The sequence below is a fragment of the Streptomyces sp. 4N509B genome, from assembly GCF_052245655.1.
Taxonomy (GTDB): Bacteria; Actinomycetota; Actinomycetes; order Streptomycetales; family Streptomycetaceae; genus Streptomyces.
The window spans coordinates 142100-168150 of sequence record NZ_JBQQBZ010000007.1 but is presented as its reverse complement, the minus strand read 5'-3'; the positions used below and the strand labels follow the sequence as shown (position 1 = coordinate 168150).

Genomic DNA, 26051 nt, shown 5'->3' with positions numbered 1-26051 from the left:
GCGGCGGTCGGTGATGTCCCACTCCCCGCCGCCGCGGCCGTACGGCCCGCCGGGGCCGGCCCGCCCACCCCGCCCGCCCCACGCCACGCAGGTGCCGCCGAGGCCGGACCTGCCGCCGCGCGAGCCGGAGCAGCCGCGCAGCTGGCTGCGGCCCACGACGATCCGCATCCGCCTCACGCTGCTGTACGGCGGCATGTTCCTGATCGCCGGCATGATGCTGCTGACGATCATCTACCTGCTGGCGGCCCAGGCCCTCCACGAGGGGCTCGGCCCGTCGTTCGACATCCGGCCGGGCGCCATCGTGGAGATCACCTCCACCTCCGCCTCCTGCCCGACACCGCCGCCGAGCATGACGGACGAGCTGTTCAAGTCCTGGCTCGCCACCTGCACCGACGCCCAGCGCGGCATAGCGCTGGACAAGCTGCTGCAACGCTCGCTGCTGGCCCTGCTGGGGCTGGCCGTGGCCGCCTTCGCCTTCGGGTACGTGATGGCCGGCCGCGTGCTCGCGCCGCTCGGTCGGATCACCCGGACGGCCCGCCAGGTCGCCGGCTCCGACCTGCACCGTCGCATCGAGCTCGACGGCCCGGACGACGAGCTGAAGGAGCTCGCCGACACCTTCGACGAGATGCTCGACCGCCTCGACCGGGCGTTCACCGCCCAGCGCCGCTTCGTGGGGAACGCCTCGCACGAGCTGCGGACCCCGCTGGCGATCACCCGCACGCTGCTGGAGGTGCAGCTCTCCGACCCGGAGGCGTCGCCGGAGGTCGTCCAGCTGGGCAGGACCCTGCTGGCGACGAACGAGCGCAGCGAGCAGCTGGTCGAGGGCCTGCTGCTGCTGGCCCGCAGCGAGAACGAGCTGGTGGACCGCAAGCCCGTGGACCTCGCCGAGGTGGCCACCCAGGCCGCCGAGCAGGTCCGCGGGGAGGCCCAGGCCAAGGGCGTGGAGCTTCGCGGGGTGCGGCCACCGGTGTACGTTCAGGGGAACGGGGTGTTGCTGGAGCGGGTCGCGTTGAACCTGCTGCAGAACGGCGTCCGGTACAACGACCCGGACGGTGGCTGGGTGCGTGTCGACACCGAGGCGCGACCCGGCCAGGCGGTGCTGGTGGTGGAGAACACCGGCCAGATGGTTCCCGCCTATGAGATTGACAACATGTTCGAGCCCTTCCGGCGCCTGCGCACCGAGCGCACCGGCAGCGACAGGGGCGTCGGCCTCGGCCTGTCCATCGTCCGGTCCGTGGCGCGGGCCCACGGCGGGCACGTCGTGGCGGAGCCCCGCGAGAGCGGCGGGCTGACCGTCCGGGTTACCATCCCGGTCTGACCGCGCCCCACCCGGACCCCAGCAGATCATCCAGCCATGTCCGAGCGATGTCGGAGCAGCGGTAGCGAGTGTGACCAATCACATAGTCCTGCCCCCACGCGCAGGCGACACACGGCCATGACGTGCTGTTTCTGCTCGGTTCTGCCTGGTGAGCAATCGAAGTGATCACCTCTTCAGGCGTTCGGTTGGGTGTCGATTGAGTAACACCACTTGATGTGAGGCAAAATCTCCGCCTCGGGTCGGGCACAAAGTCCGGCCCCCGCGCGTTACGTGCGCCGGAGACACCACAGAGACCCGGAGGGGGAGAACAGAATGGCAACGGACTACGACACTCCACGCAAGACCGACGATGATGTCAACGAGGACAGCATCGAGGAGCTCAAGGCGCGGCGGAACGACAAGTCGGCCTCCACGGTTGACGTGGACGAGTTCGAGCAGGCCGAGGGCCTGGAGCTGCCCGGCGCGGACCTTTCGAACGAGGAGCTCTCCGTCCGGGTGCTGCCCCGGCAGGCCGACGAGTTCACCTGCATGAGCTGCTTCCTGGTGCACCACCGCTCGCAGCTCGCCAGCGAGAAGGACGGCCAGCCGATCTGCCGCGACTGCGCGGCGTGAGGATCCGCCCGGACAGGCGTTCAGTCCGCGTCCGGGCGGGTCGCGGTCAGCGCCGCCGCCAGTCGCTCCGGCCGTCGGGTCGAGAGATACAGGTACGGCGTCGGATCCTGCGGATCGGCCACCTCGACCCGCACCGCCGTCGGGATGTAGGCCCGCAACAGCATGTGCGCCCGCGCGTCCGCGCGCGGGCCGCGCCAGTCGCGGGCCTGGTCCGTGTCCAGTGCCTGGGCCGTCCCGAGGGCCGTGAGGGGAATCCTGGCCTGGCCGGCGATCAGCGAGCCGGCGGCCACCCGGATCCGCACCGAGCCGTACGCGCTCAGGGCGGCCCCGGCCAGCGCCCCGCCCGCGGCGAGCCCCGCCAGCAGGGGCACGGGCCCGAGCGGCAGCAGCGCCACACCGAGCAGGGCCACCCCCAGCAGGGCCAGGACCCACCAGGAGCGGGGCACGGTCAGACGTTCCTCGTACACGGACACGGGTGCGGGCGTGGGAGTGGGCCCGACCCCGGGCGAAGGCGTGGACATGGGCCTAGCATCGCAGGCGCGCCGCCGGTGGCGCCCGGCGGCGGTAGGGTCTGCATCGTGAGTGCCGAACGGACCGCGACCGTGACCGCGACCGGGGCCGTGTCCGAGAGCAGGCCCGAGCGAATCCCGGAGGAGAGCGCCGAGGTGACGACGTACGGGGCACCGCCGGCGGCGTCCGACGGTGCGGGTGCAGACGGTGCCGCGCCCGACGGCGGTCCGTCGAGCCGGACGGGCCCGGCGGGCCCGAAGCCGCTGGACGTCCTCATCCGCCGCCTCGACCCCACGGTCCCCCTGCCGTCGCGTGCCCATCCGGGCGACGCGGGCGTGGACCTCGTGACGACCGAGGCCGTCACCCTCGCGCCCGGCGAGCGCGCCGTGCTCCCCACCGGCATCTCCGTCGCGCTTCCCCACGGATACGCGGCGTTCGTCCATCCCCGCTCCGGCCTCGCCGCCCGATGCGGGGTTTCCATGGTCAACGCCCCCGGCACCATCGACGCCGGGTACCGTGGAGAGATCAAGGTCATCGTGATCAATCTCGATCCGCGCGAGAGCGTGCGGTTCCAGCCGCTCGACCGGATCGCCCAGCTCGTCGTTCAGCAGGTGGAGACGGTGCGCTTCCACGAGGTCGCCCAGCTGCCCGCGTCGGTGCGCGCCGCGGGGGGTTTCGGCTCCACCGGCGGCCACGCCGACGCCACCCCTCCCCATGCTGCCGACCCGAAAGGACAGTGACGTGTTCGGACGTCGTCGCAAGCGGAACCAGGAGCCGGGAGAAGCGGTCGAGCCGACCGCGGACGAGGCTCTCGACGAGGGTGCCGACGAGGCCGAGGTGCGCCGGGTCAAGCTGGAGCCCGCCCCGCGCCCGGAGGGGCCCTGGGACGTGAGCGAGGTCAGCAAGCCCAGCGAGGGCCGGGTGGACCTCGGCGGCCTGTTCGTCCCCGGTGTCCCGGGCATGGAGCTCCGGGTGGAGGTCGCGGGGGACGCCATCGTCGCCGCGACCGTCGTCCTGAAGGACAGCGCCGTGCAGCTCCAGGCGTTCGCCGCCCCCAAGAGGGAGGGCATCTGGTCCGAGGTCCGCGAGGAGATCGCCTCCGGCATCACGCAGCAGGGCGGCGTGATCGACGAGACCGAGGGCCCGCTCGGCTGGGAGCTGCGGGCGCAGGTGCCCGTGCAGCTGCCGGACGGCAAGCGCGGCATGCAGGTGGTGCGCTTCGTCGGGGTGGACGGACCCCGCTGGTTCCTGCGGGGCGTGATCTCCGGCCAGGGCGCGGTGCAGCCGCAGGCCGCCGGGCTGCTGGAGCAGATCTTCCGGGACACCGTGGTGGTGCGGGGGGACGGCCCCATGGCGCCCAGGGACCCGATCGTGCTCAAGCTTCCCGACGACGCCAAGATGGTGCCCGACGGGGTGAAGAAGGAGCAGGCTCCCGCCGGGGACGCCGCGCCGGTCTCGCGCTTCGCCGGTGGCCTGGACAAGCTTCGCAGGGGCCCGGAGATCTCCGAGGTCCGCTGAGCGGGGTCTCAGCCGGGGTGTCCGCCGAGCGGGGTCCGTGAGGCGGGCGTGGGCGGAGGCGCCGGGCCGGGTTCGCCCACGCCGGCGGGTGTCGGCTCGCGCGACGACGGGTACCTGAGCGGTCTCACGGGAGGCCACCATGCCCAGAATCCGACATCGCCAGCGGACGGGGTCGGAGCCCCTCACCGCCTACAGCGACCTCCGGCTGCGTCTGCTGCTCTCCGTCATCTTCACGCCGCTCTTCGTCGCGGGGACGGTCCTGCTGTTCGTCTGGTGGCTGAACGCCGAGCCGGACGACGCGGTCAGCCGGGGCGAGGTCGGCGTCGCCGCCGTGATCTGCGCCGTCGCCGCCGTGATCGCCCTCGTCGACCTGGCCGTCGTCCTCCGCCGCCTGCGCGGCGGCGGCCAGCAGGGGGGTCCCGGCGGCGGCCCCGGCGGCATCGGGGGCCCTGGGCGGCCCTGACAGTCCCGGGACGGCATGGCCCCGGCCCCGACGTCCACCGGCGGCGGGGCGGTGCCCTGACGCCCCCGCGCAGGCCCGTGGCACGGGCGGCCCGAACACGTGACCGGCCCCGGCGTCGTGAAACGGCCGCGTGGGATGACAATGGGGCCATGGCAGGACGAGGCCGACTCCGCATCTACCTGGGCGCAGCCCCCGGCGTGGGCAAGACGTTCGCGATGCTCTGCGAGGCCCATCGTCGTGCCGCGCGCGGCACCGACATCGTGGTGGCCCTCATCGAGCACCACGAGCGGCCGCGGACCCGCGAGCTGCTGGTCGGCCTGGAGGAGGTGCCCAGGCGGGAGACCGAGCACCGCGGGAGCGTCTTCACGGAGATGGACACCGACGCGGTGCTGCGGCGCAACCCGGCGGTGGCGCTGGTCGACGAGCTGGCGCACACCAACGCCCCCGGCGCCCGCAACGCCAAGCGGTGGCAGGACGTCGAGGAGCTGCTGGAGGCGGGCATCGACGTCATCTCCACGGTGAACATCCAGCACCTGGAGTCGCTGGGCGACGTGGTGGAGTCCATCACCGGCGTGAGGCAGCGCGAGACGGTGCCCGACGAGGTGGTGCGGCGCGCCGACCAGTTCGAGCTGGTCGACATGGCGCCCGAGGCGCTGCGCCGCCGCATGGCGCACGGCAACGTCTACGGTCCGGACAAGGTGGACGCGGCGCTGTCGCACTACTTCCGGCCGGGTAACCTCACGGCCCTGCGCGAGCTCGCGCTGCTGTGGACCGCCGACCGGGTCGACGCGTACCTGCGGAAGTACCGCACCGAACACGGCATACGCTCCACCTGGCACGCCCGCGAGCGGATCGTCGTCGGGCTGACCGGCGGCCCCGAGGGCAGCACCCTCATCCGGCGGGCCGCCAGGATGGCGGCCAAGAGCTCGGGCGCGGAGGTCATGGCGGTCTACGTCTCGCGCTCCGACGGCCTGACCTCGGCCTCGCCGCGCCGCCTGGCGGACCAGCGACTGCTGGTGGAGCAGCTGGGCGGGACGTTCCACCACGTGATCGGCGACGACATCCCGAACGCGCTGCTGGACTTCGCCCGCGGCGTGAACGCCAACCAGATCGTGCTGGGCTCCAGCCGCCGCAAGGCCTGGCAGTACGTCTTCGGGCCGGGCGTCGGCGCCACGGTGGCGCGCGAGTCGGGGCCCGACATCGACGTCCACATCGTCACCCACGACCACGTCGCCAAGGGGCGCGGGCTGCCCGTGGCCCGCGGCGCGCGGCTCGGGCGCTGGCGGGTCCTGTCCGGGTGGGGGGTGGCCCTGGCCGGCCCCCTGACGCTGACGGCGCTGCTGTCCGGGCCGACGCCCGGCGCGGAGTTCGCGAGCGACGTGCTGCTCTTCCTGTCCTTCGCCGTGCTCGCCGCCCTCGTCGGCGGTCTCTACCCGGGGCTGACCGCGGCCGTGCTGGGCGCCTGCCTGCTCGGGTACTTCTTCACCGACCCGCTCCACCGCTGGATCATCCACGACGGACACAACGTCATCGCGATCCTGGCGTACTTCACGATCGCCGTGGCGGTGGCGACCGTGGTGGATCGTTCCGCCCGCCGCACGCAGCAGGCCGCCCGGCTCCGGGCCGAGTCCGAGACCCTCACGCTGCTGGCCGGGAGCGTGCTGCGCGGCGAGGACACCCTGGCCGCCCTGCTGGAACGCGCCCGCGAGACGTTCGGCATGGACACCGCCGCCCTGCTGGAACGCAACCAGGACAGCCGCGGCTGGCACTGCCTGGGCGTCGTCCCGGCCGCCCCCGGCGCCGCGAAGCTCACCGCGCCGGAGGACGCGGACGTGGACGTGCCCGTCGGCGACCACGCCATGCTCGCGATGACGGGCCGTGTCCTGCCGGCCGAGGACCGTCGCGTGCTGGGCGCCTTCGCCGCCCAGGCCGCGGCCATCGTCGACCGGCAGCGGCTGCGCGACGAGGCGGCCCGCGCCCACAAGCTGGCGGAGGGCAACCGCATCCGCACCGCCCTCCTCGCCGCCGTCTCCCACGACCTGCGCACCCCGCTGGCCGCCATCAAGGCCAGCGTGACCAGCCTGCGCTCGGACGACGTCGCCTGGTCGCCGGAGGACGAGGCCGGCCTGCTGGAGAGCATCGAGGCCGGCGCGGACCGCCTCGACCAGCTGGTGGGGAACCTGCTGGACATGTCGCGGCTACAGACCGGCACCGTGGAGCCCCTCATCCGCCCGGTGGGGCTCGACGAGGTCGTGCCCCGCTCGCTCGGCGGCATCCCCGAGGGCAGCGTCGTGCTCGACATCCCCGAGTCCCTGCCGTTCGTCGCGGCCGATCCCGGCCTGCTGGAACGCAGCGTCGCCAACATCGTGGAGAACGCGGTGAAGTACAGCCCGGCCGGCCAGACCGTGCTGGTCCACGCCAGCGTGCTGGGCGGCCGTGCCGAGCTGCGGGTGGTGGACCGCGGCCGGGGCGTGCCCGACAGCGACAAGGACCGCATCTTCGAGCCGTTCCAGCGCCACGGCGACTCCCCGCGTGGCGACGGGGTGGGCCTCGGGCTCGCCGTCGCCCGCGGCTTCGCCGAGGCCATGGGCGGCACGCTCGACGCGGAGGACACGCCGGGCGGCGGGATGACCATGGTCCTCACCCTGCCCACGGCCGCCCGGCACACGGTCCCGGCGCCCGAGCCCCGAGTGGACGCCGCACCGGACGCCGCGCCGCCCGCCGCGCCGCCCGCCGCACCGGGCACCTCACCGGACTCCCCGCGGGACGCCCAGCGGGATCTCTCACAGAAACGGAGGGCGGCCCGTGCACCGGGTACTCGTGGTGGATGACGAGCCCCAGATACTCAGGGCCCTGGTGATCAACCTCAGGGCGCGGTCGTACGAGGTCGACACGGCGCCGGACGGCGCCACCGCGCTGCGGCTGGCGGCCGACCGCCACCCCGACGCGGTCATCCTCGACCTCGGGCTGCCGGACATGGACGGCGTCGACGTCATTCACGGCATCCGCGGCTGGACCCGCGTGCCGATCATCGTCCTCTCCGCCCGTCACACCTCCGACAAGAAGGTCCAGGCCCTGGACGCCGGCGCCGACGACTACGTCACCAAGCCGTTCGGCATGGACGAGCTGCTCGCCCGGCTGCGCGCCGCCGTCCGCCGCTCCGAGCCCGCCCCCGTCGAGGAGGGCGCCGTGGTGGAGACCGAGGGCTTCACCGTGGACCTCGCGGCCAAGAAGGTCCACCGGGACGGGCGCGACGTGCGCCTGACCCCCACCGAGTGGCACCTGCTGGAGGTGCTCATCCGCAACGCCGGCCGCCTGGTCAGCCAGCGCCAGCTCCTCCAGGAGGTCTGGGGGCCGTCCTACCGCACCGAGACCAACTACCTGCGCGTCTACATGGCGCAGCTGCGCCGCAAGCTGGAACGGAACCCGTCCGCGCCGCGCCACCTGATCACCGAGCCGGGCATGGGCTACCGCTTCGAACGGTAGGGCGACCGCGGAGACTCCCCGAGGACCCCTTTCGCCCGGGGCCCGTCACGTTACGCTGAGGGGGTGCGCGGCAGCCTGCGTCGGCGTCTGCTGGGGCGCGAGGCGCGCCCCGCCCGTGGCGCGCCCGCGCGCCGACGGCCGGAGGCGAGGCGGTCGGGTGGAGAGCCGGGCGGCACGACGCCGATCCGGGAGTGCGTGCGGGACGCGGGTCCCGCCGGGCGCGCGGTGGTGCGGGTCGCCGGTACGCTGCGTGAGGTCAGCGAGCTGAGCGTGGCCGGTGGGCCGGCGCTGCGGGCGGAGCTGGACGACGGCACGGCCACCCTCGCGGTGGTCTGGCTGGGTCGGCGGGCGATCGCCGGCGTCGAGCCTGGCCGCGCCCTGGTGGCGTCCGGGCGGATCTCCACGACACGGGGCCACCCCGTGCTGTTCAATCCCCGATACGAGCTGCGAGCCGTGGACACGGACAAGGAGACGGTGTGACTCCACCCGACAGGCAGGTCGCCCAGACCGCCCAGGCCGAGGCCGCGCGGGCCGCCGACCCCGACGAGGGCGCCCCGGGCGGCCCGATCGCCCCCCAGGAGGCGGACGAGGCGGCGACGAAGGCGGCGTTCTTCGAGGCGTTCGGCGGAGTGCGTGGCATGGTCGAGACGACCGTGCCGGGCCTCGTCTTCGTCCTGAGCTACACGATCTCCCGCAGCATCGAGACCTCGGCCATCCTCGCCATCGCGCTCTCCGTGGTGCTGGCGGCGATGCGGCTGGTGCAGCGGGGCACCGTCAAGCACGCCTTCGGCGGCGTCTTCGGCGTCGCGTTCGGCGCGGTCTTCGCGATGATGTCCGGCGACGCGAAGAACTTCTACCTCCCCGGCATGCTCTACACCCTGGGCCTCGGGGTCGGGTACGTCGTCTCCTCGCTGGCCGGCTTCCCGCTGCTCGGCCTCGTGCTCGGACCGGTCTTCCGCGAGAACCTGTCCTGGCGCACCCGCAACCCGGGCCGCAAGCGTGCCTACATCCGGGCCAGCTACGTGTGGGGCGCGATCCTGCTCACCAAGTCGGCCATCACCTTCCCGATCTACTTCTGGGGCGACGCCACACAGCTGGGCTGGCTGCGCGTGGCGCTGGGCATCCCGCCGTTCCTGCTGGCCGTCTATCTCACCTGGATCATCCTCGTGAAGGCCCCGCCGCCGATCGACGTCATCGCGGAGATGGAGGCCGCCGAGCGCGAGGCGGAGGAGGCCGAGAAGGCCGACAGGGCTCAGAAGGCCGAGAGGGCCACGGAGGCGGAGGCCGGGACGGGCGAGCGCGCCCACGAGGCGGGCGCCTGAAGGCTGTCCGGCGGACCGCCAGGCCCGTGTCGCCTGGCACCGCGCCTCTCCTCCCAGCCTCCGGCCGGGGGTACCCCGACGTCGTCGGGTTCGCCCACGGACCCTCCCACGCCGCTACGCGGCGGCCGGAGGTGCCTTCCCCGAACCGCTTCGCGGTCCGAGGGCGACCCGGGCACGGCCTCCTAGCCCTTCCGTGGCGTGAACAGCGCCGCCAGCTGCGGCTCGCGCTCGGGCGCCGCCACGAACAGCAGCTCGTCGCCCGCGGTCAGCGCGTCCTCGGGGCCCGGGACGATGACGCGCGCGCCGCGGACGATCGTCACCAACGCGGTGTCGCGTGGCCACTCGACCTCGCCGACGCGGGTGCCCACCAGCGGCGCGTCCTCCGGCAGCGTCACCTCCACCAGCGTCGCCTCGCCCTGGCTGAGGCGCAGCAGCCGCACCAGGTCGCCGACGCTGACCGCCTCCTCCACCAGCGCCGACATCAGGCGGGGCGTGGACACCGCGACGTCCACGCCCCAGGCGTCGGTGAACAGCCACTCGTTCTTCGGGTTGTTCACCCGCGCGACCACGCGCGGCACCCCGTACTCCGTCTTCGCCAACAGCGACACGACCAGGTTCACCTTGTCGTCGCCGGTGGCCGCGATCACCACCTGGCAGCGTTCCAGCGCCGCCTCGTCGAGCGCGGCGATCTCGCAGGCGTCGGCCAGCAGCCACTCGGCGCGCGGCACCCGCACCACGGAGACCGCGTGCGGCGACCGGTCGATGAGCAGCACCTCGTGCCCGTTGTCCAGCAGCTCGGCGGCGATCGACCGCCCCACCGCCCCGGCGCCCGCGATCACCACCCTCACGGCCCCTCCTCCGCGCCGGGGCCCAGCAGGCAGGCGGCCTCCACCTCGGGGAGCTGGTCGGTGTACATCATCACGTGCACGAGGTCGCCCTCCTGGAGGACGGTGCCGGTCGTCGGCAGCATCGCCTCGCCCAGCCGGGTCAGGAACGCCACCCGCACCCCGGTGCGCTCCTGGAAGTGGCTCACCCGGTGACCGACCCAGGCGCGGGAGACGGGCACCTCCGACAGCTGCACGCCGCCGCTGGGGTCGCGCCACAGCGGCTCCGCGCCGGCGGGCAGCAGCCGGCGCAGCATCTGGTCGGCGGTCCACCGGACCGTGGCGACGGTCGGGATGCCGAAGCGTTCGTAGACCTCGGCCCGACGCGGGTCGTAGATCCGGGCGGTCACGTTCGCCACGCCGAAGACCTCCCGCGCCACCCGTGCCGCGATGATGTTGGAGTTGTCCCCGCTGCTGACGGCCGCGAAGGCGCCCGCCTCCGACAGGCCCGCCTCGGTCAGCGTGTCCCGGTCGAACCCGAGGCCCGTCACCCGCAGGCCGCCGAAGCCGGCGCCCAGGCGACGGAAGGCGGCGGGGTCCTGGTCGATGACCGCGACGGAGTGGCCCCGCCCCTCCAGCGCCTGGGCGAGCGTCGCCCCCACCCGCCCGCATCCCATGATCACGATGTGCATGCGTCTCCCGTCCACGGCCCGCCGCGGTAGCGCGCCGCCGTGTCACCGTGTCGCCGCTCCACCACGCTACCGGCCCGCCCCGGCCGGGGCGCTGCGCTGCGGCCGTAGACTGGGCCGTCCTGACGTCGTCGTCCCGGCGTCGGCGTCCGGGGTCACGCGTTCGACGTTCGTCCCCGGACGGTCCCGGGCGGTCCCCGGACGTCCTCCGGCGGTGACCGCCGCCCGTCGTCCACTCCTGGAGCACCGCAGCCGATGGCCACTTCCGAACCCCACCCCAAGGCCGCCTCCCTGGTGGGTCAGGAGTACGAGGTCGAGGTCGGCCCCGTCGCCCACGGTGGGCACTGCGTGGCGCGGACCCCCGAGGGCCGCGTCCTCTTCGTGCGCCACACCCTGCCGGGTGAGCGGGTCCTCGCGCGTGTCACGGAGGGCCGCGAGGACTCCCGCTACCTGCGGGCGGACGCCGTCGCCGTGCTCGACGCCGCGAAGGACCGCATCGACGCGCCCTGCCCGTTCTCCGGCCCGGGCCGCTGCGGCGGCTGCGACTGGCAGCACGTGAAGCCCGGCGCCCAGCGCCGGCTGAAGGGCGAGGTGCTGACCGAGCAGCTGCGGACGCTGGCCGGCCTGACCCCGGAGGAGGCCGGCTGGGACGGCACCGTCGAGCCGGTCCCCGGCGACAAGGTGGCGGCGGGCGAGGTGCCCGCCTGGCGCACCCGCGTGCAGTACGCCGTCGACGACGCCGGCCGCGCCGGGCTGCGCCGCCACCGCTCCCACGAGGTCGAGCCGATCGACCGCTGCCTCATCGCCGCCGAGGGCGTCACCGAACTCGGCGTCGAGAGCCGCCGCTGGCCCGGGATCGCCTCCGTCGAGGCCGTGGCCGCCACCGGCTCCCACGACCGGATGGTCGTGCTCACGCCGCGCCCCGAGGGGCGGCTGCCGTTGGTCGAGCTCGACCGCCCCGTCTCCGTGATGCGGGCCGAGCCCCCCGTGCGCCCCGGCGCCGACGCCCCGGTGCACCGGGTCCACGGCCGGCCGTACGTGCGCGAGCGAGCCGACGGCCGCACCCACCGGGTGAGCGGCGGCGGCTTCTGGCAGGTCCACCGGGCCGCCGCCGACCTGCTGGTGGACGCCGTGATGCGCGGGCTCACCCCGCGTCGGGGCGACACCGCGCTCGACCTCTACTGCGGTGCCGGACTCTTCGCCGGCGCCCTCGCCGACCGGGTGGGGGAGCAGGGCGCGGTGCTGGGCGTCGAGTCCTCCTCCCGCGCGGTGCGCGACGCCCGGCACAACCTCGCGGAGTTCCCCCGCGTCCGCGTCGAACAGGGCACCGTGGAACGGGTCCTGCCGCGCACCGGCATCACCGAGGCGGACCTCGTCGTCCTCGACCCGCCGCGCGCCGGCGCGGGCGAGCGCGTGGTGCGCCTGCTGACCACCCTGGGCGCCCGCCGCATCGCCTACGTGGCCTGCGACCCGGCCGCGCTCTCCCGCGACCTGGCCCACTTCCGCGCCGGCGGCTACGTGCCGCGGTTCCTGCGGGCCTTCGACCTCTTCCCGATGACCCACCACCTGGAGTGCGTGGCGATCCTCCAGCCGACGGAGAGGGCCGAGCCGGGCGGGGCGGGCGGGGCCCGCCGCGAGGTCAGCTGACGCGGAGCGCCGAGGTCCCGCTGCCGAGGTAGCCCTCCGTCGCCAGGATCATGTAGTGGCTGAGGTGGCCGAGGCGCATCCCGGCGTCCGCCCACGCGTCGAAGTGGGCTCCGGTGTCGATGGTCCCGCTGGTCCTTCGCGACTGGTTGACGCTCCAGAACTGCGGGTAGGACCGGATGCCCTCGACGGACACCGCGTTGTGGCGCATCGTCACGTGGAGGTCGTACGTCGCGCCGTCGCTGGAGAAGGAGCCCTGGTGCGCGCCGATCGGCGGCCGGGCGCCGTAGCTGTCGACGACGTGGTACTCGACGAGCGGGTTCGTGCTCCATCCGTAGAGGCACAGGAAGCTGTCGCCGGTCGGGCGGTAGTCGCCCGACCAGGTCACGGTCCTGCGGCTGCCGGTGCTCCAGCCCTTGCCGCACAGGAAGCTCCCGGCCTCGCTCCACCGGGTGCTGTAGGAGCCGCCGGAGGTCAGCGTCATGGCGACCGATCCGACGCCGTCGGTCCAGAAGGAGTAGAAGAATCCCTCGTGGGTGCCGGTCTCGTTCCTGGTGACGGTCTGCTGCGCGTGGGCGGCGCCGGGCCGTGCCAGGGTGGAGGCGCCGAGTGCCAGGGCGCCGGCACCGCCGATGAGGGTCCTGCGGCTGGGGGAGCGGGAGGGGGTCGTGCCGTCCGTGTCCATGCGTCCTCCTCGGGAGGCTGGCGGGAGGCCGGGCAGCGCGACGTCGCCCGGTGGATGCTCGGTGGGGGTGGCACCCCGCGTCGGGCCGTTGACGACCGGATCATCCGACGGACCCGGAAGATGACCGGGACATGCCACAGTGTTCTGACGGCTCCCGTGGGCTGTCAACGGTGCCCGCGGCCCGCCCCCGAAGGGCAGGGCGCCGCCGATGCCCCTCCCCGCGTGAGCCGGCCGCGCCCCCGGCACGCGTGAGGCGCAGAATGGGGCGCATGGCTCTGGACTTGCGCATCTTCACCGAACCACAGCAGGGCGCCGGCTACGACACCCTGCTGGCCGTCGCCAAGGCCGCCGAGGACCTCGGCTTCGACGGCTTCTTCCGCTCCGACCACTACCTGAGCATGGGTGACTCCGACGGACTGCCGGGACCCACCGACGCGTGGGTCACGCTGGCCGGGCTGGCGCGGGAGACCTCCCGCCTCCGCCTGGGCACCCTGATGACCGCCGCCACCTTCCGCCTTCCCGGCGTGCTGGCCATCCAGGTCGCGCAGGTCGACGCCATGTCCGGCGGGCGGATCGAGTGCGGCATCGGCGCGGGCTGGTACGAGGCGGAGCACACCGCGTACGGCATCCCGTTCCCGGCCGAGAAGTTCGCCCGGCTGGAGGAGCAGCTGGCCATCGTCACCGGCCTGTGGGGCACCCCGGTCGGCGAGACGTTCTCCTACGAGGGCCGGCACTACCAGCTGACGGACTCGCCCGCGCTGCCCAAGCCGGCCCAGGACCGGCTGCCGGTGATCATCGGCGGCGGCGGGCCCCGCCGCACGCCGCGGCTGGCCGCGCGCTACGCCGACGAGTTCAACATGCCGTTCGCCTCGGTGGAGGACACCGCCGCCCAGTTCGAGCGCGTCCGCAAGGCCGCCGAGGACGCCGGGCGCGGGGCCGGGGACCTGGTGTACTCCAACGCCCTGGTGCTCTGCGTGGGCCGCGACGAGGCCGAGGTCGCCCGCCGCGCCGCCGCCATCGGCCGCGAGCCCGAGGAGCTGCGACGCAACGGCCTGGCCGGCACCCCCGGCGAGGTCGTCGAGAAGATCGGCCGCTACGCCGAGGTCGGCTCGACCCGCTTCTACCTCCAGGTTCTGGACCTGCACGACCTCGACCACCTCGACCTCGTCGCCAGCCAGGTGGCGCCCCAGCTGTGAGGTGGACGCCGTGAGGCCGCCGTTCCCGCTGGTCCTCGACGGCGGGCTCGCCACCCGGCTCCAGTCCCAGGGCTGCGAGCTGGGGGGCGAGCTGTGGTCGGCGCGGCTGCTGGCCGACGACCCCGGGCAGGTCAGGGCCGCCCACGCGGCCTACGTGCGGGCTGGCGCCCGGGTCCTGATCACCGCGAGCTACCAGGCCTCGTTCGAGGGCTTCGCGCGGCACGGCGTCGGGCGCCGTGCCGCGGCCCGGCTCTTCGGCGACAGCGTCCGCCTGGCGCGCGAGGCGGCCCGCGAGGCGCGGCGGCCGGGGGAGGGGCTGGTCGAGGGGCAGGGAGGGGAGCCGCGCGAGCGGGTGTGGGTCGCGGGATCGGTCGGCCCCTACGGAGCGGTCCTCGCCGACGGCAGCGAGTACCGCGGCCGGTACGGGCTCAGCGTCGCGGAGCTGACGCGGTTTCACCGTCCGCGCGTAACGGCCCTGGCCGAGGCCGGCCCCGACCTGCTGGCGCTGGAGACCGTCCCCGACGTCACCGAGGCGGAGGCGATGCTCCGCGCCACCGAGGGCTGCGGCCTGCCGGTGTGGCTGTCGTACACGATCAAGGGCGGGACGACCCGCGCCGGTCAGCCGCTGAGCGAGGCGTTCGCCCTCGCCGCGGGCGACGACCGGGTCGTCGCCGTGGGGGTCAACTGCTGCGCGCCCCAGGACGTGACGGCGGCGGTGGCCTGCGCCGTCGACGTCACCGGCAAACCGGCCGTGGCCTACCCCAACAGCGGGGAGGGCTGGGACGCGGCGGCGGGCCGCTGGAGCGGTCCCGCGGCGTTCACCCCGGCGTCCACCCCCCGACTCGCCCGCGCGTGGCGCGAGGCCGGGGCCGGCCTGATCGGCGGCTGCTGCCGCGTCGGCCCGGAACAGATCGCGCTCCTCGCCGCGGCCCTGCGCGACGAGCGTGAGGAACCGGCGTGAACACCTCGTCAGTCCCGGCTCACGCCGTGTGAATCCGGTCGTGTTTGGCTGTCGGCCGCGCGGGGGGCGGGCGAGGCGGTTCGACAGGCGTTCGACGCCGTCACGGCCGTGACCGACCCTCGACGCGGGCCGAACCAGGCGAAGTCGGTGCTCCCCACACCGATTGAAGCTTTGACTAACCGTAGTCCGAGCGCCACGGATGGCGACCGAAAGTGAACGCGCCTCGATGGCGCCCGCCCCGACATCCGGCAGACTCGCGTGCGGCGGTCGCGACCTCCGGTGTGCAGGGCAGAGGTAGCGACCGCAGCGGACCGCGTGTCGCCGCATGCCTCCCCCGCCTCGGCGACGCGCGGTCCCTTTTCACTCGTTCGGGGGGCATCGGCGTGCCGGGCGTTTGCCCGCCTCGCCCCCTGTCCAGGCTCGGGCAATGACGCGACCGCGACCGTTCGACCTGCCGGACTTCTACGTGCCCTATCCGGCCCGCCTGAACCCGCACCTGGAGCAGGCGCGCGAGCACTCCCTGGCCTGGGCACGGACGATGGGCATGATCGAGGGCTCCGGGATCTGGGACCTCGACGACTACGAAGCCCACGACTACGCGTTACTGTGCGCCTACACCCATCCGGACGCCGACGCGGAGGAACTCGCCCTCGTCACCGACTGGTACGTGTGGGTCTTCTTCTTCGACGACCACTTCCTCGACCTCTTCAAACGCACCCAGGACCGGGCCGGCGGCGTCGCGTACCTCGACCGCCTGCCCGCCTTCATGCCCACCGACCCCACCGCCGCCACCCCCGAGCCCACCAACCCCGTGGAGGCCGGCCTCGCCGACCTGTGGGCCCGCACCGTCCCGGCGATGTCGCCGGCCTGGCGGGCCCGTTTCGCCGAGGTCACCACCCACCTGCTCAACGAGTCGCTGTGGGAGCTGTCCAACATCAACGCCGGCCGCGTGGCCAACCCCGTCGAGTACGTCGAGATGCGGCGGAAGGTCGGCGGCGCTCCCTGGTCGGCCTGCCTCGTGGAGCACGCGGCGGGCGCCGAGGTCCCCGAGGCCGTAGCCGGCTCCCGCCCGCTGCGCGTGCTCCGGGACGCCTTCGCCGACAGCGTCCACCTCCGCAACGACCTCTTCTCCTACCAGCGCGAGGTCGAGGACGAGGGCGAGCTGAGCAACGGCGTGCTGGTGCTGAAGACCTTCTTCGACTGCACCACCCAGCAGGCCGCCGACGCCGTCAACGAGGTGCTCACCTCCCGCCTCCAGCAGTTCGAGCACACCGCCCTGACCGAGCTCGGTCCCCTGTTCGCCGAGACCGGCCTGGACGCCGCGGGCCAGCTCGCCGTCCTCGCCTACGTCAAGGGCCTCCAGGACTGGCAGTCCGGCGGCCACGAGTGGCACCTGCGCTCCAGCCGCTACATGAACGAGGGCGCCCTGGCCGCGCGCGCCACCGCCTGGCCGCTGTCGGCGCTCCCCTCGGGCCTCGGCGTCTCCGCCGCCCACCTGGCGGCGCGGGCGCGCCGCTACGCACACGTGCCCCACGAGGCCGTCGGCCCCTCGCCGATGCCCGACACGCCACTGCCCTTCCCGCTGCGGCTCAGCCCGCACCTGCCGGCGGCGCGGCGGCACACCCTGGCCTGGACCGAGGAGACGGGCCTGCTCGACGGGGTGGTCTGGACGTGGGAGAAGGCCGTCGACTTCGACCTGGCGCTGTGCGCGGCCGGCATCGCGCCGGACGGGTCGGCCGAGCACGTCGGCACCATCGCGGACTGGCTCAGCTGGGGCACCTACGCCGACGACTACTTCCCCCTCGTCTTCGGCCGCACCCGCGACCTGGCGGGGGCGCGGGCCTGCGTGGAGCGCATGCGCGCGCTGATGACCGTCGAGTCGCTGCCCGTGGTGCCCGACCACGGTGGTGGGATGGAGTACGCCCTGGCGGAGCTGTGGGCGCGGACCGCGGCGCCGTTGTCGGTTCCGGCCAGGGCCGCGCTGCGGGCCGCCGTCGACACCATGCTGACCTCCTGGCTGTGGGAGCTCGGCAACGTGGTGCAGAACCGCGTCCCCGACCCGGTGGACTACGTCGAGATGCGCCGCCAGACCTTCGGCTTCGACATGGTCGTCACCATGAGCCGGCTCGCGCTCCCCGTGCCGATCCCCGAACGGGCGCTGAGCAGCGGCGCCGTCGCCTCGCTGGAGAACGCCGCCGCCACCTACGTCAACCTCCTCAACGACCTCTACTCGTACCAGAAGGAGATCAGCTTCGAGGGCGAGATGCACAACAGCCTGCTGGTCGTCGAGAACTTCTTCGGCTGCGACCACGCCAGCGCGGTGCGCATCGTGCACGACCTGCTCCTCGCGCGGCAGCGGGAGTTCGACCACGTCGCGACGGAACAGCTGCCGGTGCTCTGCGAGGACCTGCGCCTGACGGAGGCGGAGCGGGGGGCGGTCGAGGCCTACGCGCAGGCCCTGCGGGACTTCGTCACCGCCTCCGCGAACTGGCACGTCGAGTGTCGCCGCTACGACGAGGACACCCTCCGGCGCCACTACCGGCCCGAGATCCCCTTCCTCCCCAGGGGACTCGGGACCTCGGCCGTCCGCCTCTGACGGACGGCCGGCCGTGAGGGGCCGGCCCGTGGCGCGGGCCGGCCCCTCACGGTTCACCAGACGACCGAGAAGATCTGCCCGGTACCGCCGTCGCACTCCCGGAGCACGAGGCGCCGGCCCAGCCCCGTGTCGTCGCCGCTGCCCGCCGGGTCGGTCAGGCAGTCACCGGTCTGGTGGTGCACGAAGGTGGCGCCGAGCTCGCCCCACTCCACCGTCCAGCTCTCGTTGGCGTCCCGCAGACAGCCGCCCACCCTGACGTGACGGTCGGGGCTGGCCAGGTCGAGCTGGAGGCAGCCGCCGGTGTCGCGGCTGACGATGGCGGTGCCGCCGGCGGCGCTGTCGAGGAAGTCCCACTGCTGGGCGGGGACGCCGGCGGCCGGCAGCATCCGGACGTGGCGGTCGTCGACCGACCCGTCGGACGGGCCGGCGGTGGCGTAGGTGTCGAGCGTGGAGTCGGCGATCAGGATCGGAAAGCGATCGCTGGGATCGGCCTGTGCCGTGGTGGCGGCGGGCCCGGCGGCCACGGTGACGGCGGCGGCGACGGCCGCGAGGGCACCGAGAGACGTGCGTGACATGGCGCTCCTTTGCGCGTGAGGAACGTGCAGGAAACAACCTGACGTGACGTTGCCTTCACCAGCCCCGCGAACGGTCGGGAGTCTAACGTGGGGCGGTGCGCCCGCCCAGGCGGCCGGCCCGGGTGTCGGGTGCCTATCCGAGACCGACGACGCCGCGCACCACGTCCCGCAGCGCGGCGACGTCGACGAACGGCGCGAGGATCGTCGGGATGGAGCACCAGAGCAGGGGCCAGGTGGCGCCGTTGAGGGCGGGGACGGCGACGAAGGAGGACCGGTCCTCGGGCGAGGCGGGCAGGACCCGCAGGCCCCCGCCCGTCGGCCAACGGGTGGTGCGGGCCGCGCCGGCCGGCAGCACGAACGTCATCTCGCCGCTGGTCATCGCGTGGATGATCGGTCCGGACGCCCATCCCTGCCGGCTCATCAACGCGGACATGACCTCCTCCCCCAGGGATCCGCGGACGCACAGCGCGTCGAAGTGGACCCCGGCGCGCCGCCGCGCGTGTCCCTGGGCCGGCACCCACTCCGGCCGCAGGAACGGGTCGTCACCCGGCGCCACCTCCCGGGGGTGGGAGAGGGCGTCCGGCCGGGGGACGGTCTCCGAGCGGGGACGGGGAATCGAGACCTCAGCGCGCGTTTCTTCGTTCATGCCCCCAACCCTGTCCAGATCTTGCCGTGTTTACCAGGCGTAGTGGTGTCGAAGCGCAGCGCGCACGCCCGGGGTGGGGCGCCGTGCCGGAGGACCCTCAGCCGACGCTGCGGCCGACGTAGACGTTCCTGGCGCGGAAGTGCGTGTCGCTCGACGGTCCCGAACCCCCGGAGGAGCCCTCCATCTGGAGGTTGTAGATGATCCACAGCGGCTTGCCGACGAAGCCCGCGCCCCGGTGCACGGCGCGCCACTGGTCGTCGAGGTAGTAGTGGATCTCCACGTCGGTGCTGTTGACCATCGTGATCCAGGCCCGGTAGGAGTGCCAGGCGCCGGGGTTGGGGACGGAGACGATGGTGCTGTCCACGTCGGAGGGGCTGCGGAAGGTGTTGAACCAGTTCCGGGCGTCTCCCTTGAACTCGACGACGTCGCTCTCCGGGGGCCAGCTGTTGACGCCGGTCAGCCAGAAGGCGGGCCAGGTGCCGGGTGCGCTCGGCGCCTGGAACTCCCCCTTCACCTCGTAGTTGGGGTACCGCGCGTCGACCAGCACCTGGTGCCTGGCGTGGACGGCGCCCGAGTGGTAGCGGATCGGCAGGTGGGGATCGGCGCTGCTGTTGCCCTCGTCCCAGGTGATGCGGGTGGCCAGCAGCGTGAGGGTGCTGCCCTCCAGGTAGACGTGGTTGTGGTCGGAGGGGCTCGCGTACATCCGGGCCGTGCCGTTGTGGTCGGAGCCCCAGGGATAGAGGTAGTTCCAGTGCGATTCCAGCGTCGCGTAGCTGGCGAAGGAGCCGTCGATCACGGTCTCCCAGGCGGCCGCCTCGGCGCGGCGGGCGGCGGCGAGGGTGCCGGCCGAGGCGGCGGCGAGGGCGGCGCCGGTCAGGAACGTGCGACGGCTGGGGCGGCGGGTCATGGGGGGAGGCCTCCCGTCAGAACATGAAGTGATCAGAACCGAACAGCACCTCCCAGGCTCACTCATGGTCGAGGGGTGGCGAGGTCATGTCAATACTCCGCGCTGTCGGCCGAAAGTTGACGCGGTCTCCGCTGGTGGCAGACCTTGGACGACTGGGCGGCGGACGGCCGGGCCGTCTACCGTCGGTCCCGATGAACCCGCGCGATGATCACCCCGACGACGACGGCCGCCGCGACGGACGGGACCCGGGCGACGAGCGTCACGACGAGCACCACCCCGCGTCTCCCACGTCCGGCCCGGCCCCGGCCCCGGCCTCCCCCGCCTCCGCAGCGGCCGAATCGACCGACGCGACCGAGCTCGGGCTCTCGCTCGCCGACCGCGTCCTCCTGATCGTCGGCGGCCCGTTGCTCGGCGCCGTCCTCGGGATCCTCCTGCCGCCGCTGGCCGGCTGGCTGCTCGGCCTGTCCTGGGTGCCCGAGCACGGCCTGCTGCGACTGGTCGACTCCTGGGACGGCGTCGTGGCCCCCGCCCTCCTCGGCCTCGGCGGCCTGCTGCTCGGGCTCGTCCTGGCGGGTCTGGCCATCGCCAGCACGATGAGGGTGACGCTCACCGACGAGTGGATCGAGATCCGCAGGAGCGACGACCGGCGCACCATCCCGCGCGGCGAGGTGGACGCCGTGTTCGTCGACGGCAAGAAGCTCGTGGTCCTGGACCGGGAGTCACGGCAGCTGCTGCGGGAGACCAGCGAGGCCGACACCGCCACCATCGCCCGCGCCTTCGCCGCCCACGGATACCCGTACGTCAAACGCGACCCCTACGAGGACATCTTCCGTCGCTGGGTCCCCGACACGCCCGAGCTGCCCGGAGCGGTGAACGCGCTGCTCAAGGCCCGCGAGGCGGCCCTGAAGAAGAAGGCCGCGGACGACGCGGCCGAGCTCCACGACGAGGTCCAGAAGCTGGGCTTCGTCGTGCGGGACGGCAAGTCCGCCCGGCAGTACTGGCGCCCGCTGGTCAGGCCGTGAGCGCCCGCGACCGGGCCGTCGACCTCGGCTGCGTGACCCTGTCCGCACTGGTCGCCCTGCTGTTCGTGGCGAACAACGGCGTCGTCGTCCGGCCCGTCGAGGGCCTGTACCTGGTGACGAGCGTGTCGCTCACGGCCGCCGCCTGCGCCGCGCTGTGGTGGCGTCGGCGCTGGCCGCTCCCGGTGGGCCTGCTCGGTGTCGCCATCAGCTCCTACACGGAGTTCGCGGCGGGCGCCGCGCTGACCGGGGCCTTCACCGTCGCGACGCACTGCCGGCCGCGGGTGACCCTCGTCGTGCTCGCCGTGGCGTGCGGGGGAGCGGTGCCGTACTCCCTCGCCCGGCCCGACCCCGACCTCCAGGCCCAGGGCGCCGACGCGGGCGGGCAGGTCGTGTTCGGCGTGCTCTTCACGCTCTTCCTGCTGCTGCCGGTCCAGCTGTGGGGCATGTGGATCCGCGCCCGGCGCCAGCGGCTGGCCGGGCTGCGCGAGCGGGCCACACGCGCCGAGGCGGAGGCGGCGCTCGTGGCCGACCGGGTGCGCCGGCAGGAACGCGAGCACATCGCCCGGGAGATGCACGACGTGCTCGCCCACCGCCTCACCCTGCTGAGCCTGCACGCGGGAGCGCTGGAGGTGCGTCCCGACATGGGCCCCGCCCAGGTGGCCTCGGTCGCGGGCACCATCCGCACCACCGCCCACCAGGCACTGGACGACCTGCGGGAGATCCTCGGCGTGCTGCGACCGGACCGGAACGGCTCGGTCGCCGTGCGGCCACCGTCGGGCCTCGCCGACATCACCGAGCTCGTCGAGGAGAGCCGGGCGGCCGGCGTGCCGGTGTCGCTGGACTGCCGCCTCGCGGAGGCGGACGGGGCCACGCTGCCGCCGTCCGTCAGCCGCACCGCGTACCGCGTTGTCCAGGAAGGGCTGACCAACGCCCGCAAGCACGCCCCCGGCACCGAGGTGCGGGTCTTCGTGGACCGCGCCGCCGACGGCGGGCTCCGCCTCGGGCTGCGCAACGCGCTGCCGGCCGCCGGATCGGCCGCCCCCGCCGCCCCGCCGGGCTCCCGCTCCGGCCTGCTCGGCCTCTCCGAGCGCGTCTCGCTGGCCGGTGGGCGCCTGGAGTACGGGGCCCGCCGGGGCGGGCGGGAACGGGAAAGTGGCGGCGGCGTCGACTTCGCTCTGGAAGCGTGGCTCCCATGGCCGACCTGACCGACACCTCCACCGAGTCCGCCCCCGCGCCCGACCAGACGATCCGGGTGCTCCTCGCCGACGACGACGCCCTCGTGCGGGCCGGGCTGCGGCTGATCCTGGGGGCCGACCCCGCGATCGAGGTGGTCGCCGAGGCCGCCGACGGCGAGGCCGCCGTCGAGGCGGCGCGGCGGCTGCGTCCCGACGTGGTGCTGATGGACATCCGCATGCCGCGCATGGACGGCCTGGCCGCCACCGAGGCGTTGCGCGCGGCGGGCGAGGGTCCCGCGATCGTCGTGCTCACCACGTTCAACACCGACGAGTACGTCCTGCGGGCGCTGCGCGCCGGGGCCAACGGCTTCCTCGTCAAGGACGTGCCGCCGACGGACTTCCTGCGGGCGGTCCGCGAGGTCGCCGGGGGCGAGTCGATGCTCTCGCCCCAGGTCACGACCCGGCTGATCGAGGCGGTGGTGCGCGGCGACGCCTCCGGCCAGCGCCGGCAGCGGGCGACGCGCGCCCAGACCGCGCTCGACGCCCTCAGCGACCGGGAACGCCAGGTCGCTCTCGCCATCGGCCAGGGGAGGTCCAACGCGGAGATCGGGGAGGAGCTGTACATGAGCCTGTCCACCGTCAAGACGTACGTCTCGCGCATCCTCGGCAAGCTCGACTGCGGCAACCGCGTGCAGGTCGCGATCCTCGTCCGGGAGGCCACGGAGTGTCCGTGAACGGCACGGCGGCCCACGCGAGCCTGGCCGAACGGGACCTGCCGCCGCTGGTGGCACGTGCCGTCGCGCTCGCCCGCGCGCAGGGCTTCGCCTTCTCCTGCCAGCCGGAGCAGGGGCGGCTGCTGCACGCGCTGGCGGGTGGCGCGACGCGGGCCGTCGGCGAGACGGGGACGGGCTGCGGGGTGGGCCTGGCCTGGCTCGCCACCGCCGCGGGCCCCGGGGTGCGGCTCGTCAGCGTCGAACGGGACCCGGTGCGCGCCCGCCTGGCCGCCGAGCTCTTCGCCGCCGACGAGCGGGTGACCGTGCTGTGCGGGGACTGGCGGGAGCTGCGGCGGCACGGCCCGTTCGACCTGCTCGTCCTCGACGGGGGCGGCCAGGGAAAGGCGCCGGGGGACGAGCCGGCCGACCCCGGCGCGTACCTCGCGCCCGGCGGCACCGTCGTGGTCGACGACTTCACGCCGGCGCGCCCCGGCGTCTGGCCGCCCCGCCACGAGGGGGAGCCGGACCGGGCCCGCCTCCACTGGCTGAACCACCCCTCGCTGCGCTCCGTCGAGCTCCGGCTCGCCCCCGGGCTGGCCGCGGTCGTCGGGGTCATGGACGCCGCGGCGCGCGGGGCCCAGGGACCCGAGGCGGTCGCGCCGCGCCGCTGAAGTGCGCCGCGCCGCCGAACTCCGCTTGACCTTCGCTGGACCCCGCCGCCGGGCGCTGTCGGGCTCCGCCGAGAACGAGGCGACGAACCGCGCGGTGTACGAGGGGCCCTGACGCCGCGTTCGATTCGAACAAGTGTGCTAAAATAACGTCATGACCTCGGTACTTCTGCTCGTGGATGTCCAGCGGAACACCCTGCTGCCCCCGCGTCCCGTGCCCGCCGCCGGCGTGGTCTCGGCGGCCATCGAGGATCTCCTGAGACGAGCGCGCCGGGCCGAAGCCCTCGTCGTCCACATCAGGAACCACGGCGGCCAGGGCGAGCCGGACGCTCCCGGCACGCCCGGCTGGGAGTTGGTGCACGAGGTGCTTGAGGGCGAGCACGTGGTCGACAGGTTCGCCCCCGACGCCTTCGCCGGCACCCGGCTGGCCGCGCTGGTCCCCCCGGGCGCCCCGGTGGTGGTGGCGGGCCTGCGCAGCGAGCTCTGCGTCGGCGCCACGGCTCTGGCCGCCCTGCAGCGGGGGCACGCCACCACGCTGGTGCGTGGCGCGCACGCCACGTACGACGGCGAGGCGCCCGCCTCGGTGATCGCCCGTCAGGTCGAGGCGGGGCTGCGCGAGGCCGGCGTCTTCGTGCTCGACCGGCAGGCCGTGACGTTCCAGCCGATCAGCTCCTGGGTCGGCAGCCAGGCGGCCGGCTGACCCGTGCTCCGGTGCCCCCGGGACGACGCGACGGCGGTCCGACGCGTCGTCCCGGGGGCACCGGCGTGGCGCACGGGGGAGGAGGGCCTCACTCGCTCGGCAACGGCGTGCCGCAGCGGGCGCAGTACCGGGCGTCGCGCTCCTCGGCGAAGCGACCGCACTCGGTGCAGACCCGGTGGAGCAGGCAGACCGGCTCGCCGCCCTCCGGCCGCGGAGCCGGCGACGGCGACGGTGGTGGCGACGGCTCCGGCTCGGCCCTCGCCGTCAGGCCGCGCACGGCGAGGCCGGGGCGGCGGCGGTGCACGGTGAGATAGCTCAGCCCGTCCGGGCCGGCCGTCACGGCGCGGGCGGTGCCGCGCGGCAGCCACGCCAGGCCCCCCGGGGCCAGCTCCGTGGCCCGCCCGTCGGCGTCGAGCCGGCCGCTCCCCGCCGTGACGCACACGAGCACGTCGAGGTCGGCCTCCACGTGCTCGGTGATCGACGCGCCGGGCCGCAGGCGCACCAGGTTCGCGTCGAGCTGGCGGAGCGCGTCCGTCAGCCGCCACTCCACGCTGGTCGCGGGCGGGCCGCCGGACTCGTTGGACGCCGTCACCGCCACCACCTCCCCTTCCCGTCTCCTCCCGCGTCCCCGCGCGCCGCCCGCCTCAGGTCAGCGTCGCGACGAGCAGGGCCTTGATGGTGTGGAGTCGGTTCTCGGCCTGGTCGAAGACCACCGAGTGGCGCGACTCGAACACCTCGTCCGTCACCTCCAGTGAGGTTAGTCCGTGCCGTGCGTGGAGCTCGCGGGCCACCTCGGTGCCGAGGTCGTGGAAGGCCGGCAGGCAGTGCAGGAAGCGGACCTCGGGGTTGCCCGTGGCCCGCAGCACCTCGCTCGTCACGGCGTACGGGCCCAGCAGCTCGATGCGCTCGTCCCAGACCTCCTTGGGCTCGCCGAGGGAGACCCACACGTCGGTCGCGACGAAGTCGGCGCCCGCGACCCCCTCGGCGACGTCCTCGGTCAGCGTCAGCCGCGCGCCGGTCCGGGCGGCCACGGCGCGGGCCTCGGCCACGACGGGCTCCGTCGGCCACAGCCGCCGGGGGGCGGTGATCCGCACGTCCATGCCGAGGAGCGCGCCGGTCACCAGATAGGAGTTCCCCATGTTGTTGCGGGCGTCCCCCAGGTAGGTGAAGGAGGTCTCCGCCAGCGGCCTGCCGCCGTGCTCGGTCATCGTCAGCATGTCGGCGAGCATCTGCGTGGGGTGCCAGTCGTCGGTCAGCCCGTTGTACACCGGGACGCCGGCGTGCTCGGCGAGCTCCTCCACGGTCCGCTGCTCCCGGCCGCGGAAGAGCACCGCGTCGAACATCCGTCCCAGCACCCGGGCGGTGTCCTTCGCCGACTCCTTGTGGCCGATGTGGGTGCCCGACGGCTCCAGACAGGTCGTGGCCGCCCCCTGGTCCGCGGCGGCGACCTCGAAGGCGCAACGGGTGCGGGTGGAGCTCTTCTCGAAGACGAGCGCGACGTGCCGGCCGGTCAGCCGCCGCGTCTCGCTCCCCGCCCGCCGGGCGGCCTTCAGCTCCGCGGCCAGACCCAGCAGCTGCCGGAACTCCTCCGCGGTGAGGTCCAGTTCCCTGCGGAGGTGGCGGCCGGTGAGGTCGGTGGGCATCCGGGTTTCTCCCTGTCGCGGTTCGGATCCGGCGTCGGACGGTGGGGGGTCGCGGCAATTCTATACGTCATTCAGCATGACTATGCAACAAGCTGGAGGAAACCGGGGCAACCGCCCCCGTCTCCGTGGGAAGATCGTCCCGGCCCGATCCGGGCCGCCCGAGACCGTCGAGACGCGA

27 protein-coding genes are annotated in these 26051 nt (G+C 74.1%); 18 read left to right on the top strand and 9 right to left on the bottom strand.

Annotation, left to right across the window (positions count from 1 at the left end; genetic code table 11):
* The first annotated feature begins 13 nt into the window (after positions 1-13).
* Both ACTWP5_RS10405 and ACTWP5_RS10400 read left to right on the top strand, forming a co-directional pair.
* Positions 14-1318, top strand: coding sequence for a sensor histidine kinase (locus ACTWP5_RS10405; RefSeq protein WP_443220533.1), 1305 nt, complete (start codon positions 14-16; stop codon positions 1316-1318).
* A gap of 312 nt (positions 1319-1630) precedes the next feature.
* Positions 1631-1930 (top strand): DUF4193 domain-containing protein, encoded by a 300-nt coding sequence (locus ACTWP5_RS10400; protein ID WP_049571160.1) that lies wholly within the window; start codon positions 1631-1633, stop codon positions 1928-1930.
* A 20-nt stretch (positions 1931-1950) separates the two neighbouring features.
* On the opposite strand, the gene ACTWP5_RS10395 is transcribed toward ACTWP5_RS10400, so the two are convergent.
* Positions 1951-2403 carry a DUF3093 domain-containing protein gene (locus ACTWP5_RS10395; RefSeq protein WP_443220532.1) on the bottom strand — a complete coding sequence of 151 codons (453 nt, stop codon included), beginning with the start codon at positions 2401-2403 and terminating at the stop codon, positions 1951-1953.
* Between the two features lie 300 nt (positions 2404-2703).
* Here ACTWP5_RS10395 and dut point away from each other — a divergent pair, with 300 nt between their 5' ends.
* The 7 genes from dut to ACTWP5_RS10360 all read left to right on the top strand — a co-directional run bounded on the left by dut (position 2704) and on the right by ACTWP5_RS10360 (position 9229).
* Positions 2704-3180: a dUTP diphosphatase gene (dut, locus tag ACTWP5_RS10390; protein ID WP_443220572.1), complete on the top strand. Its 477-nt coding sequence runs from the start codon at positions 2704-2706 to the stop codon at positions 3178-3180.
* A 1-nt stretch (position 3181) separates the two neighbouring features.
* Positions 3182-3958 carry a DUF3710 domain-containing protein gene (locus tag ACTWP5_RS10385; protein WP_443220531.1) on the top strand — a complete coding sequence of 259 codons (777 nt, stop codon included), beginning with the start codon at positions 3182-3184 and terminating at the stop codon, positions 3956-3958.
* Positions 3959-4097: 139 nt separating this feature from the next.
* Positions 4098-4421 (top strand): DUF6343 family protein, encoded by a 324-nt coding sequence (locus ACTWP5_RS10380; protein WP_443220530.1) that lies wholly within the window; start codon positions 4098-4100, stop codon positions 4419-4421.
* A gap of 149 nt (positions 4422-4570) precedes the next feature.
* Positions 4571-7252, top strand: coding sequence for an ATP-binding protein (locus tag ACTWP5_RS10375; RefSeq protein ID WP_443220529.1), 2682 nt, complete (start codon positions 4571-4573; stop codon positions 7250-7252).
* Positions 7227-7907 (top strand): response regulator, encoded by a 681-nt coding sequence (locus ACTWP5_RS10370; RefSeq protein ID WP_443220528.1) that lies wholly within the window; start codon positions 7227-7229, stop codon positions 7905-7907. The genes ACTWP5_RS10375 and ACTWP5_RS10370 overlap by 26 nt, the downstream gene beginning before the upstream one ends.
* 87 nt (positions 7908-7994) lie before the next feature.
* A complete protein-coding gene (locus ACTWP5_RS10365; protein WP_443220571.1) occupies positions 7995-8387 on the top strand; it encodes an OB-fold nucleic acid binding domain-containing protein in 393 nt (130 codons plus the stop codon).
* Positions 8384-9229 (top strand): DUF3159 domain-containing protein, encoded by an 846-nt coding sequence (locus tag ACTWP5_RS10360; protein ID WP_443220527.1) that lies wholly within the window; start codon positions 8384-8386, stop codon positions 9227-9229. The genes ACTWP5_RS10365 and ACTWP5_RS10360 overlap by 4 nt, the downstream gene beginning before the upstream one ends.
* Positions 9230-9411: 182 nt before the next feature.
* On the opposite strand, the gene ACTWP5_RS10355 is transcribed toward ACTWP5_RS10360, so the two are convergent.
* On the bottom strand, positions 9412-10077 hold the full coding sequence (locus tag ACTWP5_RS10355; RefSeq protein ID WP_443220526.1) for a potassium channel family protein: 666 nt from the start codon (positions 10075-10077) through the stop codon (positions 9412-9414).
* Entirely contained in the window at positions 10074-10745 is a 672-nt protein-coding gene (locus ACTWP5_RS10350; RefSeq protein ID WP_443220525.1) for a potassium channel family protein, read from the bottom strand. The genes ACTWP5_RS10355 and ACTWP5_RS10350 overlap by 4 nt, the downstream gene beginning before the upstream one ends.
* A 252-nt stretch (positions 10746-10997) precedes the next feature.
* Between ACTWP5_RS10350 and ACTWP5_RS10345 the strand changes: the two genes are divergently transcribed.
* The gene (locus ACTWP5_RS10345; RefSeq protein WP_443220524.1) at positions 10998-12389 is read left to right on the top strand and encodes a class I SAM-dependent RNA methyltransferase; all 1392 of its coding nucleotides are present in this window, start codon (positions 10998-11000) and stop codon (positions 12387-12389) included.
* On the opposite strand, the gene ACTWP5_RS10340 is transcribed toward ACTWP5_RS10345, so the two are convergent.
* Positions 12382-13071, bottom strand: a complete 690-nt coding sequence (locus ACTWP5_RS10340) for a glycoside hydrolase family 11 protein (RefSeq protein ID WP_443220523.1) — start codon at positions 13069-13071, stop codon at positions 12382-12384. The genes ACTWP5_RS10345 and ACTWP5_RS10340 overlap by 8 nt on opposite strands.
* A 275-nt stretch (positions 13072-13346) precedes the next feature.
* Here ACTWP5_RS10340 and ACTWP5_RS10335 point away from each other — a divergent pair, with 275 nt between their 5' ends.
* The 3 genes from ACTWP5_RS10335 to ACTWP5_RS10325 all read left to right on the top strand — a co-directional run bounded on the left by ACTWP5_RS10335 (position 13347) and on the right by ACTWP5_RS10325 (position 17824).
* A complete protein-coding gene (locus ACTWP5_RS10335; protein WP_443220570.1) occupies positions 13347-14267 on the top strand; it encodes an LLM class F420-dependent oxidoreductase in 921 nt (306 codons plus the stop codon).
* A 10-nt stretch (positions 14268-14277) separates the two neighbouring features.
* The gene (gene mmuM, locus ACTWP5_RS10330) at positions 14278-15228 is read left to right on the top strand and encodes a homocysteine S-methyltransferase (RefSeq protein ID WP_443220522.1); all 951 of its coding nucleotides are present in this window, start codon (positions 14278-14280) and stop codon (positions 15226-15228) included.
* Between the two features lie 427 nt (positions 15229-15655).
* Positions 15656-17824, top strand: a complete 2169-nt coding sequence (locus tag ACTWP5_RS10325; RefSeq protein WP_443220521.1) for a terpene synthase family protein — start codon at positions 15656-15658, stop codon at positions 17822-17824.
* A gap of 53 nt (positions 17825-17877) precedes the next feature.
* Here the strand turns inward: ACTWP5_RS10325 and ACTWP5_RS10320 are convergent, their stop codons facing one another.
* The 3 genes from ACTWP5_RS10320 to ACTWP5_RS10310 all read right to left on the bottom strand — a co-directional run bounded on the left by ACTWP5_RS10320 (position 17878) and on the right by ACTWP5_RS10310 (position 19952).
* Entirely contained in the window at positions 17878-18399 is a 522-nt protein-coding gene (locus tag ACTWP5_RS10320) for an RICIN domain-containing protein (protein ID WP_443220520.1), read from the bottom strand.
* Between the two features lie 133 nt (positions 18400-18532).
* Positions 18533-19045, bottom strand: coding sequence for a hypothetical protein (locus ACTWP5_RS10315; RefSeq protein ID WP_443220519.1), 513 nt, complete (start codon positions 19043-19045; stop codon positions 18533-18535).
* Between the two features lie 97 nt (positions 19046-19142).
* Entirely contained in the window at positions 19143-19952 is an 810-nt protein-coding gene (locus ACTWP5_RS10310) for a glycoside hydrolase (RefSeq protein WP_443220518.1), read from the bottom strand.
* A gap of 191 nt (positions 19953-20143) precedes the next feature.
* Here ACTWP5_RS10310 and ACTWP5_RS10305 point away from each other — a divergent pair, with 191 nt between their 5' ends.
* The 5 genes from ACTWP5_RS10305 (at position 20144) to ACTWP5_RS10285 (ending at position 24230) form a co-directional block, all read left to right on the top strand.
* A complete protein-coding gene (locus tag ACTWP5_RS10305; protein ID WP_443220517.1) occupies positions 20144-20974 on the top strand; it encodes a YqeB family protein in 831 nt (276 codons plus the stop codon).
* Positions 20971-22179 carry a sensor histidine kinase gene (locus ACTWP5_RS10300; protein WP_443220516.1) on the top strand — a complete coding sequence of 403 codons (1209 nt, stop codon included), beginning with the start codon at positions 20971-20973 and terminating at the stop codon, positions 22177-22179. Before ACTWP5_RS10305 ends, ACTWP5_RS10300 begins: the two co-directional genes overlap by 4 nt.
* Positions 22167-22883, top strand: coding sequence for a response regulator (locus ACTWP5_RS10295; protein ID WP_443220515.1), 717 nt, complete (start codon positions 22167-22169; stop codon positions 22881-22883). The genes ACTWP5_RS10300 and ACTWP5_RS10295 overlap by 13 nt, the downstream gene beginning before the upstream one ends.
* Positions 22874-23533, top strand: a complete 660-nt coding sequence (locus ACTWP5_RS10290) for an O-methyltransferase (RefSeq protein WP_443220514.1) — start codon at positions 22874-22876, stop codon at positions 23531-23533. Before ACTWP5_RS10295 ends, ACTWP5_RS10290 begins: the two co-directional genes overlap by 10 nt.
* Before the next feature lie 151 nt (positions 23534-23684).
* The gene (locus ACTWP5_RS10285; protein WP_443220513.1) at positions 23685-24230 is read left to right on the top strand and encodes an isochorismatase family protein; all 546 of its coding nucleotides are present in this window, start codon (positions 23685-23687) and stop codon (positions 24228-24230) included.
* Between the two features lie 88 nt (positions 24231-24318).
* On the opposite strand, the gene ACTWP5_RS10280 is transcribed toward ACTWP5_RS10285, so the two are convergent.
* Together ACTWP5_RS10280 and argF are read right to left on the bottom strand one after the other, a co-directional pair.
* A complete protein-coding gene (locus ACTWP5_RS10280) occupies positions 24319-24822 on the bottom strand; it encodes a cupin domain-containing protein (protein ID WP_443220512.1) in 504 nt (167 codons plus the stop codon).
* 52 nt (positions 24823-24874) lie between these two features.
* On the bottom strand, positions 24875-25873 hold the full coding sequence (argF, locus tag ACTWP5_RS10275; RefSeq protein ID WP_443220511.1) for an ornithine carbamoyltransferase: 999 nt from the start codon (positions 25871-25873) through the stop codon (positions 24875-24877).
* Positions 25874-26051 lie beyond the last annotated feature (178 nt).